Raw genomic sequence first — 18,431 nt, 5'->3', positions numbered from 1 at the left:
TAAGGGGTATAAAATCTTTTATCTACAGGCATATTCTATCTCCTCAAGGAGTTTTTTAATTTTTTTAGCTCTTTCAGAAAGCTCATAAAAAGTCTTTTTTTCTTTTTCTATAATTTCCTGAGGAGCCTTCTCTAAAAATTGAGGGTTTGATAATTTTTCATTAAGTAATTTCATTTTTTTCTCAATTTTTTCCATTTCTTTAAGAAGTTTATTTTTTTCTTTTTTAAAGTCAAGATGTTTTGTTAAATTTAAAAACAACTCCCCGGAGGTTAAAATAAAAGCCACTTCACCCTTTTGTTTCTCGTGTTTTTCCACAAAATTAATGTCCTCAACCCTGGAAAGAGTAGTAATGATCTTTTCTTCATTCCTTACTTTATTAATTATATCCCCCGTATTAACATAAAAAACAGGGATATCCCGATTTGGGGCAAGATTATATTCGGCCTTAACATTTCTAATAGCTGTAATAATTTCAAAGATATGATCCGTTAAATGGCGTTCTTCAGGACTAAAAGCTATTTCAAAGGTTCGAGGATAACTTTCTTTAAGGAGATTTTCCTTTTCCTTGAAGGGTAAAAAACTCCAAAGTTCTTCTGTAATAAAGGGGATAAAGGGATGTAAAAGTTTCAAGGTATCTGAAAATACCCTATGCAAAACAACCTGGGTTCCCCTTTTTAGATTCTTATCTTGGAGGTAAACCTTAGCAATCTCAAGATACCAATCGCAGAAATTGTCCCAGAAAAAGTGATAAAGTCTCATAGCAGACTGGTCAAATTCAAACTCCTCAAGTTTTTCTCTAACATAAAGAATAGTTTCATTCAGTTTGGAAAGGATCCACCGAGAAAAAAGCGGTAAATCTTTATAATCAATTTCAGCAAAATCATCCTTATTAAGATCCTTAAGGTTCATGAGAACAAATCTTCCCGCATTCCAGATCTTATTGATAAAGTGTTTATAGCCTTCTATACGATCAATAGAAAGCTTAATGTCTCTTCCCTGAGCAGCAAGGGCAATAAGAGTAAACCTCAGGGCATCACAGCCAAAGTTCTCTATCATCTCTAAGGGATCAATAACATTCCCCTTACTTTTGCTCATCTTTTGGCCTTTTTCATCTCTTACCAGGGCATGAATATAAACCTTTTTAAAGGGAATAGCCCCCATAAAGTGCTCTCCCATCATAATCATGCGAGCAACCCAAAAAAATATTATATCAAAGCTTGTTACAAGGACTGAGGTGGGATAAAAGGCCTTAAGGGTCTCTGTTTTTTCAGGCCATCCTAAGGTTGAAAAGGGCCAGAGGGCAGAAGAAAACCAGGTATCAAGGACATCCTCTTCAGCTCTGAGATTCTCTCCTCCACAGGCAGAACACCTATTAGGGTCCTCTCTTGAGACATTTATTTCACCACAGGACTCACAATACCAAACAGGAATCCTATGCCCCCACCAAATCTGACGGGAAATACACCAGTCTCTAATGTTTCTCATCCAATCAAAATAAAGGTTTTTCCAGCTATCAGGATAAAAATTTATAAATCCATAGTCCACTGCTGATATAGCAGGTTGAGCAAGGGGTTTCATTTTTACAAACCATTGCTTTGATAGAAGAGGTTCAATAATTGTTCCACAGCGATAACAATGCCCAAGAACAACTTCATAATCCTCTTCCTTTAATAGAAAACCACCTTCCTGTAAATCTTTGAGCACCTCCTTTCTTGCTGTAAATCTATCCAATCCCGCATATGGGCCAGCTTCCTTAGTCATAACTCCTGATTCGTCAATAACTTTAACTGAAGGAAGTCCATGCCTTTTAGCCATTTCAAAATCATTAAAATCATGTGCTGGAGTAACCTTTACAGCTCCTGTTCCAAACTCAGGATCTACTACTTTGTCAGCAATAATAGGGATTAATCTTCCCAAAAGTGGTAGCCTTAACCTTTTACCTATTAAAGCTCTATATCTTGCATCCTCGGGATGCACAGCAACTGCTGTATCCCCAAGCATGGTCTCTGGACGGGTGGTTGCAACAACTATATAACCAGAGCTATCCTCAAGGGGATATTTCAGATACCAAAGTTTTCCTGCTGTGGGCTCAAATTCCACCTCCAGATCAGCTAAGGCAGTGTAGCATCTTGGGCACCAGTTTATGATATAATCTCCTTGATAAATAAGTCCCTCTTCCCAGAGTTTACAAAACACCTCTCTTACAGCCCTTGAAAGGCCTTCGTCCATAGTAAACCTTTGATAACTCCAGCTACAGCTTGCTCCAAGTTTTTTGAGCTGTTCAATAATGCGATTTCCAAAGCGTTCTTTCCATTCCCAAACCTTTTGCAAAAACCTCTCTCTCCCAAGATCAGCTCTACTTAGCCCCTCTTTACTTAGTTCTCTCTCAACTACATTTTGGGTTGCAATTCCAGCATGATCTGTGCCAGGCACCCAGAGCACATCAAAGCCATCCATCCTTTTATATCGTGCCAAGAGATCCTGAATGGTGTTATTTAGAGCATGCCCAATATGAAGAGAGCCAGTCACATTGGGAGGAGGGATAACCATTGAAAATTTGGGTTTTTTCGGGTCATAGGTGGGTTCAAAGAGCCTCTTTTCTTCCCAGATCTTATACCATTTGTCCTCTACCTTTTTTGGATCATAACTTTTTTCAAGAAGGATCTCCTCCATCTGGTTCCTCCGCAGAAAGGATTTGAGTACCTAAGCCCTCATCTGTAAATAGTTCAATAAGAAGACTATGGGGAACTCTTCCATCTATAATATGGACCTTTTTTACCCCTGTGGTTATTGCCTTGCGAGCACTCTTAAGTTTTGGAATCATACCTCCCTTAGCAATGCCCCTTTCTAAGAGATCTTCAATATCATGAATAAATAGAGTTGAAATAAGTTTTCCCTTTTCATCTTTAACACCTTCTACATCTGAGAGGTAAATAAGTTTTTCTGCCTTTATGGCTGAAGCAATAGCCCCTGCCACAAGATCTGCATTAACATTGTAAGCATCACCCTCAGGTCCCACTCCCACCGGAGCTATTACTGGAATAAATCCCCTTTCAATTAATGTAAAAAGCACCGCAGGATTTACTTGCCTTACCTTCCCTACCCTTCCTATATCAATGATTTCAGGAGGTCTATCCTCACCAGTGTATTTATAAAGGGTCATTTTTTCAACCTCAACAAGATTCCCGTCTCTTCCTGAAAGTCCAACAGCAAGCCCGCCTGCTTGATTTATAAGGCTAACAATCTTTTTATTGACCGTTCCAACTAAGACCATTTCAACAACATTCATGGTCTCCTCATCAGTTACCCTCTGCCCCTCAATAAAAGTTGGCTTTAACCCCATTTTTTCCATGACCTGCGTAATTTGAGGCCCACCTCCGTGAACAATAATAGGCTTTATACCTACATATTTCATTAGCACTATATCCTGAGCAAAGGCCTGTTTTAGATCTTCAGCCACCATGGCATGTCCACCATATTTAATCACCAGAATCTTGCCATAAAAATCCCTAAAATAGGGAAGAGCTGAGATTAAAATTCTTGCCTTATCATGAATTTCCATACTCTTATCACCTCTTTTGCCTCGTTTAAGAAAGATTAAATTCTACCAGAGGGCTGGAGCATGAACAATGTAACATCTCATCTTAGTTGAACCTGTATTTTTTACACCATGCCTTATACCAGGGGATACAACAATTACATCACCGGATTTAATCTTTTGCCACTTATCTTCAAGATAAACCTCTCCCTCACCCTCTAAAAGAAAGATACTATCAACCTCCTTTTCATGTTGATGAATTGGAATTTCTATACCGGGATCAATTTCAAGAACTGTGATACTTAGCTCAGGATGTTTTTCCTTGGTCACCAAAAAACCAATCTTTACACCTTTAAATTTGGGATGTTTTTCCATTTGAAGATCTTTAAGATTGAGAATCATCTTTCCCTCCTCTATTCAGGTTTAACACGATATATAACTGCATGAGGAAAATCATCATAAACTAATTCAAAATATTTAGGATCATATTTTCTTAAAAGAAACATTTGATTAAAGAGCGAGTTATCTGCAGGAGGCTCAACAAGAAAAAGACCGGTTTGATTAGAAGCAGTTTTTACAATCTCAATCGTATAACCCTGTTCAAAAAATTTCTTTTCAGTTAAAGTTTTTCCATCATAATAATAAAAATTTTTCAAAGGAACCGAAGCATTTTTAACAGATATTATCCCGTTATTAAGATCAATAATTGCATCCTGTAATTCAGGGCATTGAATAAGATTTGAGGCTATAATTTTACAGGTAGGGGCGATGATTTTACCAAAAATACCTTCCCTTTTATCAAAATCATAACTTCCAAAATAATAAATCCAGCCAAATTTGGAAATGAGATCATCGGTAAAGACCCAATAAATGGGATCTTTAATTGATTTAGTATATTTGCCCTTTTTAATCTCTTCAACTACCTCTTTTGCTGTCTTCCCCTCCTTTAAAATCTTAGCAAGCCCTGAAAGGCCGTAATTAGAAATAAAGGAGGTCAACAACCAGCCCTCACGGGGATCAGAGGTTGAAAGTGCTCTGGCAATAAGATAAGTTTTAGGACTTCCCTGAGAGCCTCCATCATGAAAAACTGCTCTACGGGCATAAAGCTGATAGGCGTATCCATAATCCCACCAGCTAAAGACTATCGCATTCTTTGGAGTATTAATCCTTATCCACTCCATATCCCTTACTAAAGGAGAAAATATCTTGGGAGTGCTGAGTAACCCAAGGGCCTCTCTCTGGGCAATAAGAGCTGAAATAAAGATTAAAATCCCAACTGAGGTGGTAACAAGCCTCTGCTTGAATTCCTCTTTATAAATATCAAGATAAGGTAAGGCCTTTTCAAAGAGAAAGTGCACTAAATACCCAAGGCCAAGACCAATAAAAGGGGCAAGATACATGGCAAACCTTGCTCCAGAAATAAAGGAAAGAAGGCCTATGACAAAAAAAGGAAAAAGAAAAATAAGACTTCTAAAATGAAAAACAAAGAGCACAAAGGCTCCCACTAAACCCAGCACACCCAAAAACTTATTAAATATAACTGCGGCCAGAACTTCCCAGAAATTCATCTTCTGGAGCTCAGAAATAGACATAAAGATATTAGGAAAGTCTTTAAAGAGAATATCCGCTGAGGTAGGGTTCTTCAAATTAAAAACCAGGGTCTTCACCTGTAAATAGAGATAATAAGGACCTGCCCAGATATACCAGAGTTGAGGAATAAGGAGGATCCCCAAAAATAAAATATCCTGCCTTGAAAAAGGCTTCTTTACCTCCCTTTTAAAAATAAGGCCCTTTAAGTAATCCCAGAAATAAGCAAAAAGAAAGGACAAAATTAATACAAAATTAAGATTGGAATGGGCATACCAGAGCTGATAAAAAATTAATGTAACACTGGAAAGAGCTATCCAGATGGTCTTTCCCCTAAGGGACCTACTCTGAAAAAATTGATAAAAGAAGAAGGCTATCAAAAATGGTAGAGTTAGATTAAAGACATCGTGATCAAGGCGCATAAGACCTGTTCTTCCGAGATACATCGGGGCTGAGAGGGCTATCAGTCCTCCCAAAAGCCCTGCCCAGGGAAGCCCTAAGGTATTGAAATAAAAAAATAAAGGTATAGCTACTGTTACTGCCATAAAGGGGATCAACCAGTAAGTAAGCCAGGCTACGCTTTTACCCGTAATCTCAGAAAGAAGATAAAAAATGTAACTTATTAAGTGCCCCGAATAGGAATATTTTGCTGCAAAAGATTCCTTATCATTAAGCTTAGCTTGAGAAGAATTATCAGGATAAAAACGGAAGTTATCAATCTCTCCACTTTTAAAAAGGCCCTCCTTCATATCCAGGGCATACCTTGCAAAGTAGAAGGAATCATATTCCGAATAAAGGGGCTCACCTTTGTAGAAGAAAAAAGCTGAATTTTGTTCCCAGATACGGGTATCATCAAAGCGAATGTAAACCCCAAAAAAAAGCACCACTAAAAAAAAGATATAAAATATTATTTGATAAGGAATTTTTTGTGACATACCTTACCCCTTATCCAAATTTATAGTTTACACCAAAGCCACCTCTTGGGTAGCTCCAGATAATATTTTCAAAGGGACATCCAATTCTACAAGATCCGCACTCTAAACAGGCCTGATAACTAATAAGAATTGATCCTTCCTCAGTTAACCTATAAACTCCTGCAGGACAAAAGTTAAGACAGGGCTTTTCATTGCACTTTAAACATACTTTTTCATCTTTAATACGCAGATGAGGATATTCTTCATCCACAAAAAACTTTACACTTGAGATCTTTTCATCAATATTTACTGAACCTACCAAAAGAGCCTCCCTATATTTAAGAAATCCTTTAAAACCCCAAAAAGACCTCTCTTTTTTCGGATTATACCAAAGATCTCGCGTATTACATCTCTTTTATATCTCCCTTGAGCAGAAAAATAAAGACTAAGGCTCTGGTAAAGCATATCTGGATATATAGAAAAAAAGTGACTATTCCTAAAAAGGAATTCCTTTAAATCTTTAAGTAAAATAAGGTCTTTATAAATATAGCTTTCTTTAAATCTATCTTCATAGGTCTTTAAGGTTTTAGCTGAAAAATCTCCTTTTTCAAGGGCTGAAAAAGCGGTATCCGCTGCCATTAAACCCGAATAAATGGCAAGGTTTGTGCCCTCTCTAAAAAGAGGATTTACAAGTCCAGCAGAATCTCCTATTACAAGCACTCCATTTCCATACAACTTAGGAAGCCCCTTTATTCCCCATTCAGGGATGAGGTGTGCCCCGTATTCCAAGGTCTCAGCTCCTTGAAATAACTCTTTAAAAATGGAGTGTTCCTTTGCCTTCTCATGGAGTTCGTAGGGTTTGAGATTTAAATCTACCAGGGTCTTTAGAAAAATTCCAACACCAAAGGAAAGAGTTGTTTTATTCGTATAAAGAAAGCCTGTTCCAGGTAGACCAGAGGTTATTTCTCCAATTATTTCTACCGCAAGACCCTTATTTTCTGAGACCCCAAGCCTTACCTCCATAGCCCCCTTAGGAAGCTGCAGCACCTCTTTAACTGCAAGGACAACCTCTTCGGGCTTAAAAGGACCATATACAAGCCCGGCCTTCTCAGTGAGAACTCTGTTAACCCCCTCTGCAAGAATGACAAGTTTTGCAGAGATCTCTGTAGGTCTATCATCCTGAAAACTTTTGGGTCTATCAAGAACAACCCCTGTTATCTGAGATCCCTTCCAGAGAAAGTCAACAACTTTTGTTTTTGGAGCAATAAAAACTCCTTTTTTCAAGGCATATTCAGAGAGCCAATTATCAAATTTAGCCCTGAGCGCAGTAAAGGATTCCTCCGGGGTTTTCTTAGTATGTAAAATTTTAACCACACCCTCTTTAGATACGATAAAATAGCCTTCTTCAGTAACAGGCCTTTCAGCAGGAAAGGGATCAACCTTTGGAAATTCGGGAACGATCTCTTTTAAAGATTCTGAATAAATAACCCCGCCAAAGAGATTTTTCCCGCCACAAAATCTACCCCTCTCTATAAGAAGAACTTTAACCCCCTTTTTAGCTAAGTGGATTCCGCAGGCAAGCCCTGCTGGGCCTCCTCCAACGATAACCACATCAAAGGAGAAATCACTCATTTACTTATCCTTTTCCTTTTTTAGGGCTGAAATAAGGGCCTCTGCTACAACTTTCCAATCTCCAAGGATTCCCATATCTGCAATCTTAAAAATAGGAGCCCCTTTATCCGTATTTACAGCTATGATAAAGTCAGAGTTTTGCATACCTGCTCTATGTTGAATAGCACCAGAGATGCCAAAGGCCAAATATACCTTTGGTCTTACTGTTTTTCCTGTTTGACCAACCTGATGCTCATAAGAGATCCAACCAGACTCAACAGCTAAACGAGAGGCTCCCAGCTCAGCTGAAAGGAGTTCTGCAAGCTCTTTTAATTTTTCAAATTCCCTTTTCCCTCCGATTCCCTTTCCCCCTGCCACTACAACATCCGCATATTCAAGATTAACAGTCTTTTCCTTGGGAATAAAATTTAACCTCTCAATACCTGCCAGATCTTCTGAGAGATCAATTTTTTCCTTTATGATCTCACCCTTGGGATTTTCTTTTCTCTCTGGAACTGAAAAAATTCTTGGGCGAACCGTTGCCATTTGGGGTCGGTGATGAGGACAAACAATGGTTGCCATAATATTTCCACCATAGGCTGGACGGGTCATAAGGAGATAGCCAGTTTCCTTTTCTATAGAAAGCTCGGTAACATCAGCTGTTAAGCCAGTTTCAAGAAGAGTAGCCACCCCTCCAGCAAGATCTCTACCCAAAGGAGTTGCTCCAAGGAGGAGAATTTCAGGATGATACTTCTTTGCAAGATCACTTAAGGCCTTTGCATAGGGCCTGTGTCTATAATATTTTAAACAATCATGTTCAACAAGATAAACCTTATGAGCCCCATAGGCTAAAACCTCTGGAGCTAAATTATCAACCTCACTTCCAAGAATTACCCCAGCAATCCTTCCTGATAAGTCTTCAGCTAAAGTGTTTGCAATTCCAAGAAGCTCAAAGGAAACAGGATGAATTTTATTTTCTTCCTGCTCAATAAAGACCCAGACCTCTTTCATAGTAACCCTTTGGCCCGCAAGATTTCTAAAATTTTTCCTATCACATCATTAAGAGAATGCTCTTTCAGGTCATATAAGCTACCTTGTTTTTTTAGTTCAGGGGTAAAGACCTTTTTAACTTGAGTAGGAGAGCCCTTTAAGCCAAGTTTATCCCGTTCAAAGAAAACAGGGCCCTCTGCAGTAAAGACCTCAGGCTCACTCTGAATACCCTTTAATATCTCTGAAAAGGGAACAAAGGGCACATGTGAGAGCTCCTTCTCACAGGTAATTAAAATTGGAAGCTTTGCTCTGAGAATCTCAATGCCCCTCTCGGTCTTCCGATGTAAAATTATAGTCTTTTCCTTTAAATCTATGGATTCAATTTTATTGACATAGGTCACAACTGGAATTCCTAAGCGAGTAGCTACCCCTGGACCAACTTGAGCAGTATCTCCGTCAATAGCCTGCTTTCCAAACAGATATAAATCAAAGGGGGTCTCTTTCTCTAAAAACTTGATAGTTTCAGCTAAGGTATAACTTGTAGCTAAGGTATCTGCCCCTGCAAATTTCCGGTCAGAAAGCAAAATAATGCGATCTGCTCCAAATTCAACAGCCTCTTTTAGAGCTAATCTTGCCTGAGGCGGTCCCATTGTAATAACAACTATTTTACCCCCATATTTTTGTTTTAATTTGCAAGCTGTGCTTAAGGCAATAAGGTCATAGGGATTAATGATTGAGGGAACCCCCTCACGGATAAGGGTTCCTGTCTCAGGATTGATTCTAATATTAGTTGTGTCTGGAACCTGTTTAATGGATACTAAAAGGTTGAGCATTTATTTTTGATGGCCTGGTAAATGGAGGTGTGTGCAGGTTCCTGTGGGGCAAGAGTGGGATTCCACAGCAGGAGTTCCTGAAGAACCCTTGGGATTACCCCCACTTAAAAGAGAATTCACAACACTTAAAAGCCTCTCTACTTTTTTTGACCCACAGGCCTTACAACACACGGTGGTTATTTCTTCTTTACTTTTTAAAAGAACTTCAAATTCATCCCCGCATTCCTGACATCTGAATTCATAAATTGGCATAACAGACCTCTCATATAGGGAGAAATGCCCGGGGCCGGACTCGAACCGGCACGGAGGCGGTCCTCCAGTGGATTTTAAGTCCACAGCGTCTACCTATTCCGCCACCCGGGCTACTTAAAAAATAATAACCAATTTTCTCTTTTTTGCAAGGGCATGTATGTATCCAAATCTTTTGGGACCTAAATTTCTACCTCTTACCTCTTACCTCTCACTTCTCACTTCTTACTTCTTAACTATTCACCTCCCCTTCCATCCTTCCTTTTTGTAAGGATCTGAACTTATTCAATATTAAACCCATACAATATAGCGCTTAAGGAAAGATTTTGTAGATTTTTTATCCTTTCTTTCCAGAGGGGAATGGCATGTGGAGAGATTTAATTTGTGTTGCGCCCCAAGAAAAAATCCTATAGAGTCTCAAAAGGTATAGATGCATACATTGGTATTGACTTTTAAAGATATTTATATAATATTTTCTTGAAGAAAAATTGCAGAAGGAGGGGGCTATAGGATGTTTAAAAATTTTACCTTCGCAAGGAAGATTAGTTTAGCTATACTCGGTATAGTTTTCTCTATTATGGCTATAGGAGGGATCTTTTATCTTCTTCAGGAATATCTCCTCTATAAACTTGAGAAAAAAATCACCCTTTATGAGGATAATCTTCGTAGAGCTGAAAAAGTACGAGCTGAACACTTAAGATGGAAGGTAAATTTTCTCAGTTCCTTATTAAATGAAGATTTAAGTTCACTTTCTATTGATAAAAGCCTTGCCCAACTTAGGGAAATAAAAAATGATACTTCCAATCTCCAGAATGTTATAACCCTTGGAGAAAAAATGAATGCCATTGTTATAAAGATGAAGGATGCAAAAAATATAGATGAAGCTCTTTCTCATTATGCCGAATTTCAAAAATATTCCAAGGCCTTCCTCTGGGATGGGTTAGAAACTCTTGTTAAGTTCTATGATGAAAAATTAGAATTTGAAAAAAGGGAATTTCAAAAAACTAAAAGGATTTCCCAAGTAATATATCTTACCTTTTTAATCCCTATTGCCTTTTTTCTATTTTTAACTATTAGATCCCTTGAAAAAACCCTTAAAGAAAACCTTTTAGATGTGGAAACCTTTTCAGAAAAAATGGCTGAAGGAGATTTAACTTTCCAGATAACCTCAAATAGGACAGATGAATTCGGTAAAATTCATAATGGTTTAAATAGAGTAAAAGAAAATTTAAGAAATATCCTTGGAACATTACGGGAGGAAGTAAAAGGGGTCCAGAATTTCACACAGGAATTTAGTAAATTTCAGAATGAGGTATTTCAAGCAACAGAAGATTCTGCTCAAAGGTCTCAACATTTACTTGAACAGGCAGGTCTCATTAATATGACCATAGAGGATAGCGCAACTTCAACCCATGAAATAACAAGAGCTATTGAAGAAATAAGTCAAAATACCTATCTTGCCTCCCAAATTTCAAAAGAAGCTGTCACAAAGGCCATCTCAACCAAAGAGGCCATGCATGAGCTAAATAGTATATCGCAAGAGATATCAGCGGTTATAGATCTTATTTCAAGTATTGCTGAACAGACCAAATTCCTTGCCCTGAATGCCAGCATTGAAGCAGCCCGTGCAGGTGAGGCCGGCAAAGGCTTTGCAGTTGTTGCAAATGAGGTAAAGGACCTTGCTAAAAAAGTCTCTGAGGCAACTCTTGAGGTTACAGAAAAAGTAGAAAGGATTCAAAGGGAAACCCAAAGGGCGGTTAAAGAAACAGATGAAATTAGTGAAATAATTAACAAAATTAATGATGTTGCTACAACAATTGCCTCAGCAGTTGAGGAGCAGAGTATTGCCATAAGATCTATAGCTGAACAAATAGAGCAAACCAGAGATACTTCTAAATTTATGGCTGATGATGCCCATAATAATTATACATCCTCTCAGAAGATTAGAGAACTGCTTGAGTTACAGTCCTCTCAAGTAAAAATCCTTATTGATTTAATTGAAAAGATAAATCAAATAATGACAGGATTTAAGTTATAGCAAATCTCTCTAAATAGCCCCTTACAGTCTCTCTATCCTTCTCCAGAACTTCAAATTTCTGAGGTTGCGCTTTTAACCTTTCAATCTCCTCAGGCAGAGAAAAACCCTTACCAATGGCCTTACTAACTACTTCTGGAAATTTGGCTGGATGAGCTGTGGCAAGGCAGATCATAGGTCTTTCATCTTTAAAGGTAAGTCCTGCTTTAACTCCGACTGCGGTATGTGGATCGAGGAGATAGCCTGTTTCAGCATAGAAATCTTTAATGGTTTGTAAGGTCTCCTCCTGATTGACCGAACGAGAAAGAAAGTCTCTTTGAACTCTTTTAATCTCTTCTTCAGAAAAAATTAACTTTTTGGTGTGAGCAAATTTTTGCATAGCAAAGGAAGTTCTTTGGGCATCCTCTCCATACAAATAATAAAGATATCTTTCAAAATTACTGGCAATCTGGATATCCATGGCAGGACTGATAGTTGGAATTACCTCTCTTACAGAATAATCGCCATAGTTTACAAAACGGGAAAGAATGTCATTTTCATTCGTTGCAAGAATTAGTCTTTCAATTCCTTCTCCAAACATTCTTTTAGCTAAGAAACCTGCAAAGATATCCCCAAAATTGCCAGTAGGGACAGAAAACCGCACCTCCTCAACTCCAGTAGACTCGCTAATTCTAAAATAGGCATAAAAGTAATATACTATCTGGGCAAGGATTCTGGCAAAATTAATGGAATTTATTGCGGTAAGATTGTATTTCTTCTTAAAGGGTAGGTCCATAAATAGCTCTTTCACAATGGCCTGACAGTCATCAAAAGAGCCAAGGATGGCGAGATTATGCACATTAGGGTCAAGGACTGTTGTCATCATAAGGGCCTGAACCGGAGAGACCCTTTTATGGGGATGAAGAATAAATATAGCTATATTTGATTTACCTTTAACTCCGTAAATAGCTGCGGCTCCTGTATCTCCTGATGTTGCCCCGAGGATATTAATCTTGCGATCCTCTTTTTTAAGAAGATATTCAAAGAGGTTTCCAAGAAACTGCAAAGCTACATCTTTAAAGGCAAAGGTTGGGCCATGAAAGAGCTCAAGGATGTAAACCTTTCCTACCTTAAGAACAGGTGTTACCTCAGGATGATGAAAGGTGGAATAACTTTTTTTAACTAAATCCTTCAGATCCTCTTCAGGTATCTCAGAGACAAATAATCTAAAGACCTCATAGGCAAGCTCCAGATAACTTAGATTTTTCCAGCGTTCTTTCTCTTCCTTTGAAAGAAGCGGGATCCTTTCAGGTATGATGAGACCACCATCTGGAGCAAGCCCCTCAAAGACCGTCTCAATGAAAGAGATGGGAGGCATCTCACCTCTGGTGCTTATATATTTCATATCCCACTCCTTAATAGCCTTTTGTTTTTAAGATCTCAAGACGGTTTTTCATTTTATCAATAAAGAGCCTTAAATCACTTCTTAGTTCCTCTAAGGTTGCATGTTTTTTTTGATAAACCTTTGAAATCTCCTGCAGCCAGAACTCAAGAGATTCAATCTCCCTTTGAGCAAGCTCTTTCTGAACCTTTTCTTTAAGTTTCTGTAAAGTCTTTGGGTCAACTCCTTCCATTTGCCTCTTCCTCCTCACAGCTCAAGGGTTAATAAATCTCTGGCAAGTATAATTTCACCAGAGAATTTTTTTTGAATAATTTCCAGGGGAACATCCTCACTATGAGGATAAAAATGGGACAAAAGTAATTTCTTAGGCTTTGCTCTGGAAGAGATTTCTGCAATCTCATCAGGAGCTAAATGAAAGCCCTTTGAAGCTCCTAAAGGATTGGCACATTCAAGAATAAGCAGGTCTCCTCCTTTAGCAAGTTCAATTAATTCCTCAGAAAAACCTGTATCCCCTGAATAAATAAGGCTCTTTCCAGAAAATTCAAGTCTAATAGCTAAGGACTCAGGATTATGCTTGACCCCAACAGACCTTGCCTGGAAAGGGCCAATTTCAAAATCTGTTACACTCTCCTTTTCAATTAAATATAAATTTAGAAGACCTTCTGGTGGGCAGACCCAGTGCCCAAAGGCCTGTTTTAATCCCTCATAAAGATTGGTAAAACTTTGGTGTCCATACAATGTAAATGGTTCAGTTCTTGTGTAACCAAGGTTATATCTTGTGGCAAAGAAAAAAGGGATAAGATCTGACACATGATCTGGGTGAAAATGGGTGATAAAGAGAGCTGAAATTTCATCTATCCTTAGGCCAGTCTTTAAGATTTGTCGGAGAGTTCCAGGACCAATATCAAGGAGTAAATGAAAATTATCAGCAGAGACAAGATATCCAGGGGATGATCTTTTTAGTGTTATCCACCCTGTGCCAGAACCAAGGACGGTTAATCTCACCTGGGTAGCCCAAATTCCTCAACTAATTTTTCATAGGCCCCCCGGGAAAGCTGATGCTTGGCCTCTTTTAAAAATAAATCCGCTGCAGAAAGGTCTCTCTTATAATATAAATAAAGCCAGGCCAGAAAATAAAGAGACTCTCCATCTCTCTCAGGAGAATCAATTATCTCCTTCAGGTAGGTGAGGGCCTTAGCATAATCCTTTTTCAAAAATGAGAGCTTTCCTAAGAAAATCTTATCTATTTTGGTAAAGTTTTTTACCTTAGTAAGTATAGCCTCCATCTCTTCCCATCTACCCTCATCCCAGAAAAACTTAAGTAAATCCTTTCTAAAAAGGGGATTTTCTTCCTCAAGAAGATAGGCCTTGTAAAGATGATATTCGGCCTTTTCTTTTTCACCTTTTTCTTTATAAATAATACCCAGATTATAGTGGATCCGAGGGTCTTCCTTAACACAACCGCAGAGCTTTCCTCTAAGGGTCTTTTCAGCCTTTTCAAGCTCTGAAAAGGCATAATAAATGGATGCCTCACTAAGGGCAAGTTCAATAGGCTGAAGGGTAAAGGCTCTGGCAAGCTCATAAATATTAAGAGCTCTTCCTAAATCCTCCCACTCATAATAAAGGTCTGCAAGAACATGTAAGGTAAAGCCATCTAAGAGATGAAATTTAAGACCTGCCCTCCTGGCATGTTCATAAACTGCAAAACCTAAAAGCAGAGGATTAAATCTCTTAAAAGGTTCTTCTTTCCATTTTTCAAAGGTTACAATTCCAATCGTGCCTGAAAAACCCTTTAGTTGAGATCTTATTTTCTCAAGATCAGCCTTTTCAAAAATATAGTAATTCAAAGAGCCCTCTTTAGAATGAATTCTTCCAGAGAACCCATTAAAATTCTCAGGAAGGGCTCTATTGCAAACAAACAATAGAGAAGAAGGCTTCTTAAAAGCTGAAATCCATCCCCGAAGCATTCCCTCATCCCAAATCTTCTGAATTTCCTGTAAGGATTCTCTGGCCCTATGGTTAAATCTTGTAAAGGAGAGTTCTGTGACAAGCTTTAACTGAGAAAGAAGACCAGAAAAAGAATAATTTTTCTCTAACTCAATAAAAAAAGATTTAAAGCTTCTATTTTTTCTCCAGAGCTCAATAAAGAGCTCTTTTGTATTTCCAAAAAAAAGGGGATAAAAGTAAAGTTTTTCGGAAATCTTGAAAAAGGGATAATTCTGGGGAGGGACATATTTGAATTGAAAAATATACCCTGGTAAGGGCTCAACAGAAAGTAGCATCTGAAGTAGCCTTTCAGAATAAAAATTATCTTTATAGTTTTCAAGTATAATTCTCTCCATATAGATTGTTGGAATGGCTTCATTCCCCTTTTCCAGAAGACTTTCTGTTGTCTCCTCAAAGGGTGTAATTTTATCGGAAATAGTAATATTGTATTTTTTGGAAAGATAAATGGATAAAAGCTGAGATAACTTTTCAGCTTTAAGAGGTGAAACCAAGCTCATTGCAGATCTGTTTTAAAATTTCTGGGATTATATTTAAATCCTGATCAAAAAGGCATCTTGCATCAAAAACTAAATAATCCTCTTCTGCAATAGCAATAATCGGAGGATTTGCCTTTCGCAATCGTTCGTGAAGACCTTGAGGAGAAAGGTCTTTTATTTTTAAGGCAACTCCATAGGAGGGTAAATCAAGGAGAGGTAAAGCCCCTCCGCCAGTTTTAGCAGTAGTTTGAACAATTTTCAAATCCTCCAAAGGAAGCCCAAGGGCATTAATATTTCGCTTAAGCCTTTGAGCCTTCTTTTTAATATCATCGGGCTTAGAAAATATCATCTCAAGAACAGGTATATTGTTAATAGCTATGGCCTCATCCCTGTATAACTTAAGGATATACTCAAGCATCGCTAAGGTAAACTTATCAATGCGTATAGCCCTGTTTAAGGGGTTTTTACGGATCCTCTCGATAAACTCCTTTTTTCCGAGGATAATACCTGCTTGAGGTCCACCCAGAAGTTTATCTCCTGAAAAGGTCACCACATCAACTCCAGCCTTTACTACTTCCTGCACAGTAGGCTCTTTGCTTAAACCATATTTTGAAAAATCAATGAAGCATCCACTTCCAAGGTCCTCCATAACAGGTAGCCCTCTTTTCTTACCCAGGGCAACAAGTTCTTCAGTGCTTACCTCTTTTGTGAAACCAACTATAGCATAATTACTTTTATGCACTTTAAGAAGAAGGGCTGTATTTTCATTGATAGCATTTTCATAATCGTGCAGGTGAGTCTTGTTAGTGGTTCCTACCTCTTTCAAAATGCATCCAGCCCATCTCATAACCTCAGGGATTCTAAAGGAACCTCCAATTTCAACAAGCTCACCCCGGGAGACAATGACCTCTTTTCCCTGGGCTAAGGTGTTTAAAGAGATAAGCACTGCACTGGCATTATTGTTTACCACCAAAGCCCCTTCTGCATTAGTTAATTCTCTGAGGATACCTTCCACATGCTCGTAACGGCTCCCTCTTTTCCCCTCTTCAAGATTATATTCTAAATTTGAATAATGAGGTCCTATATCTAATAAATGAATAATAGCAGCTGAGGGGAGAGGTGCTCTTCCAAGATTAGTGTGAATTATAATTCCTGTAGCATTGATCACTCGCCTAAGATGAGGCCTATGATAATCCTCAAAGGCCTTCAAAAGAAGGCGGTCAAGCTCTTTATCAGATATAGTTTTAAGCCCCTCTTTAAGTTTTTTTTCTCTGAGGGTCTGCGCAACCATTCTTGCTGGTTCGGTAAAAAAAGAAAAGGGGACCTCAGGAAGTAACTTAGCCAACCTTTCCTTTAATTCATGAACAGAAGGGATTCTCATCCTGCTGGACAAATCCTTTTAATAAAGCGTTCAATTCTAACCAGGGCCTCTTTTAAAACCTTTTCCTCAGGTAAAAAGATGATACGAAAGTGTTTCGTTCCAGGCTTTTGACCAAAACCACTTCCATGGACAACCACTACACCTTCTTCCATAATAAGTTGTTTTGTAAAGTCAAGATCAGATATCTCTGGTAATTCAAGCCTTGGAAAGGCGTAAAAGGCTCCTTGAGGTCTTACACATCGGATACCAGATAAATTATTTAGTCCATCAACGATCAGATCTCTTCTTTTTTTGAGTTCTGGAAGTATTTTTTTTATATAACCATTTTCATTATTTAATGCTTCAGGGATGGCATACTGTAAGGGATGAGGAGCACAGAGTCTTGATCTGGCAAGCTTGTGAATAGCCTCAATGTAATCTTCAAGAATTTCCTTTGGACCAGATACTATGCCCCAGCCAACTCTCCAGCCCGGAGCAAAATAACACTTGGAAAGACCATTAAAGGTCACCACAGGGACATCTTCAGCTAAAGAGGCAATGGAAATATGCTCAACACCTACATCTAAGATAAATTGATCGTAAATCTCATCAGAGAGGATAATGAGGTTATACTTTCTGGCAATTTCCAGGAGCTCAAGGAGTATCTTTTTAGAATAAATAGCGCCAGTTGGATTGTTTGGATTTATAATAACTATGGCTCTTGTCTTTTCATCAATAGAGTCTTCTAAGGAATTAAGATCTGGTTCCCAATTGTTTTCCTCGTCAAGATAATAGAATCTTGGTTCAATACCCAGTTTTGATGTAATAGCCTGATACAAAGGATAACAGGGACAGGGAAGTATAATATTTTCTCCGGGATCAACTAAAGAGGCAATGGCAAATTCTATGGCCTCACTTGCCCCCTGAGTAATGAAGATATCAATAGGTTTAATACCCTTTTTTTCTGCATATTTCTCAATAGCAGAGAGGGCCTCGGGGATTCCAACAGAATCTGAATAAGAATTCTGATTTTTTAGCATAGCTTTGTAGGCGGCTTCAATTAGATTGCGAGGGGTAGAAAAACCGTATTTTACAGGATCTCCGATATTGAGATAAATAAGGTCTTTTCCTTTTTTTAAGGCTTCCTTAGAGGTCTCTACAATATCCCGTATGGCATATTCCACGCCCCAGGTGCGATTGGCTGGCTTAATTTTAACCGTAAACCCCATTTCCTTTTTCCTTCCTCCTTTTTAAATCCTAAATAATCCTCCCAAAATCTCATTTGTCAAGCCCCTGTATAAGTCCATATCTTTTGGGATTTAAATAGGAATTTTTTCTTCAATCATTTTTTGAATTAGATTTCTCTAATTCCAAATTTAAATTGCATTACTGGGGCATACAGTATAAGCTTTCCCTACATTGATTATAATTAAATGAATGTGATTTGGCA

At 38.2% G+C, this 18,431-nt stretch carries 16 protein-coding genes and 1 tRNA gene; 1 reads left to right on the top strand and 16 read right to left on the bottom strand.

The window, feature by feature from the left end; genetic code table 11:
- Nucleotides 1-18 precede the first annotated feature (18 nt).
- The 10 genes from THC_RS03170 to THC_RS03125 form a co-directional block, all read right to left on the bottom strand.
- Entirely contained in the window at nt 19-2,673 is a 2,655-nt protein-coding gene (locus THC_RS03170) for a valine--tRNA ligase (RefSeq protein WP_068513223.1), read from the bottom strand.
- Nucleotides 2,654-3,562 carry an acetylglutamate kinase gene (argB, locus tag THC_RS03165; protein ID WP_068513219.1) on the bottom strand — a complete coding sequence of 303 codons (909 nt, stop codon included), beginning with the start codon at nt 3,560-3,562 and terminating at the stop codon, nt 2,654-2,656. Before argB ends, THC_RS03170 begins: the two co-directional genes overlap by 20 nt.
- A gap of 42 nt (nt 3,563-3,604) precedes the next feature.
- Nucleotides 3,605-3,940 carry a cupin domain-containing protein gene (locus THC_RS03160; protein WP_068513217.1) on the bottom strand — a complete coding sequence of 112 codons (336 nt, stop codon included), beginning with the start codon at nt 3,938-3,940 and terminating at the stop codon, nt 3,605-3,607.
- 11 nt (nt 3,941-3,951) lie between these two features.
- Nucleotides 3,952-6,060: an STT3 domain-containing protein gene (locus THC_RS03155; RefSeq protein WP_068513215.1), complete on the bottom strand. Its 2,109-nt coding sequence runs from the start codon at nt 6,058-6,060 to the stop codon at nt 3,952-3,954.
- 10 nt (nt 6,061-6,070) lie between these two features.
- Complete coding sequence (locus THC_RS03150; protein WP_068513212.1) at nt 6,071-6,361, bottom strand: ferredoxin family protein; 291 nt, start codon at nt 6,359-6,361, stop codon at nt 6,071-6,073.
- Nucleotides 6,355-7,671: an FAD-dependent oxidoreductase gene (locus tag THC_RS03145; protein WP_068513209.1), complete on the bottom strand. Its 1,317-nt coding sequence runs from the start codon at nt 7,669-7,671 to the stop codon at nt 6,355-6,357. The genes THC_RS03150 and THC_RS03145 overlap by 7 nt, the downstream gene beginning before the upstream one ends.
- Nucleotides 7,672-8,661 (bottom strand): electron transfer flavoprotein subunit alpha/FixB family protein, encoded by a 990-nt coding sequence (locus THC_RS03140; protein WP_068513206.1) that lies wholly within the window; start codon nt 8,659-8,661, stop codon nt 7,672-7,674.
- A complete protein-coding gene (locus THC_RS03135; RefSeq protein WP_068513203.1) occupies nt 8,658-9,473 on the bottom strand; it encodes an electron transfer flavoprotein subunit beta/FixA family protein in 816 nt (271 codons plus the stop codon). The genes THC_RS03140 and THC_RS03135 overlap by 4 nt, the downstream gene beginning before the upstream one ends.
- Complete coding sequence (locus THC_RS03130; RefSeq protein WP_068513200.1) at nt 9,474-9,725, bottom strand: FmdB family zinc ribbon protein; 252 nt, start codon at nt 9,723-9,725, stop codon at nt 9,474-9,476.
- Nucleotides 9,726-9,750: 25 nt separating this feature from the next.
- Nucleotides 9,751-9,836 (bottom strand) — tRNA-Leu (locus THC_RS03125).
- Between the two features lie 397 nt (nt 9,837-10,233).
- Here THC_RS03125 and THC_RS03120 point away from each other — a divergent pair.
- The gene (locus tag THC_RS03120; RefSeq protein ID WP_068513197.1) at nt 10,234-11,760 is read left to right on the top strand and encodes a methyl-accepting chemotaxis protein; all 1,527 of its coding nucleotides are present in this window, start codon (nt 10,234-10,236) and stop codon (nt 11,758-11,760) included.
- On the opposite strand, the gene thrC is transcribed toward THC_RS03120, so the two are convergent.
- From thrC to THC_RS03090, 6 genes are read right to left on the bottom strand one after another with little or no spacing between them, the layout of a single operon-like run.
- A complete protein-coding gene (thrC, locus tag THC_RS03115; RefSeq protein WP_068513193.1) occupies nt 11,750-13,141 on the bottom strand; it encodes a threonine synthase in 1,392 nt (463 codons plus the stop codon). The genes THC_RS03120 and thrC overlap by 11 nt on opposite strands.
- Before the next feature lie 10 nt (nt 13,142-13,151).
- Nucleotides 13,152-13,370 carry a hypothetical protein gene (locus THC_RS03110; protein WP_068513190.1) on the bottom strand — a complete coding sequence of 73 codons (219 nt, stop codon included), beginning with the start codon at nt 13,368-13,370 and terminating at the stop codon, nt 13,152-13,154.
- A 14-nt stretch (nt 13,371-13,384) separates the two neighbouring features.
- Complete coding sequence (locus THC_RS03105) at nt 13,385-14,143, bottom strand: MBL fold metallo-hydrolase (RefSeq protein ID WP_068513185.1); 759 nt, start codon at nt 14,141-14,143, stop codon at nt 13,385-13,387.
- Nucleotides 14,140-15,642, bottom strand: a complete 1,503-nt coding sequence (locus tag THC_RS03100; protein WP_068513181.1) for a tetratricopeptide repeat protein — start codon at nt 15,640-15,642, stop codon at nt 14,140-14,142. Before THC_RS03100 ends, THC_RS03105 begins: the two co-directional genes overlap by 4 nt.
- The gene (gene selA, locus THC_RS03095; RefSeq protein WP_068513179.1) at nt 15,620-17,002 is read right to left on the bottom strand and encodes an L-seryl-tRNA(Sec) selenium transferase; all 1,383 of its coding nucleotides are present in this window, start codon (nt 17,000-17,002) and stop codon (nt 15,620-15,622) included. Before selA ends, THC_RS03100 begins: the two co-directional genes overlap by 23 nt.
- Nucleotides 16,999-18,210, bottom strand: a complete 1,212-nt coding sequence (locus THC_RS03090; protein WP_068513177.1) for an aminotransferase class I/II-fold pyridoxal phosphate-dependent enzyme — start codon at nt 18,208-18,210, stop codon at nt 16,999-17,001. The genes selA and THC_RS03090 overlap by 4 nt, the downstream gene beginning before the upstream one ends.
- Nucleotides 18,211-18,431 lie beyond the last annotated feature (221 nt).

Origin of the sequence: Caldimicrobium thiodismutans, from assembly GCF_001548275.1 — a bacterium.
Taxonomy (GTDB): Bacteria; Desulfobacterota; Thermodesulfobacteria; order Thermodesulfobacteriales; family Thermodesulfobacteriaceae; genus Caldimicrobium; species Caldimicrobium thiodismutans.
The sequence above is the reverse complement of the archived record's forward strand: the minus strand, read 5'-3'. Positions and strand labels throughout refer to the sequence as shown.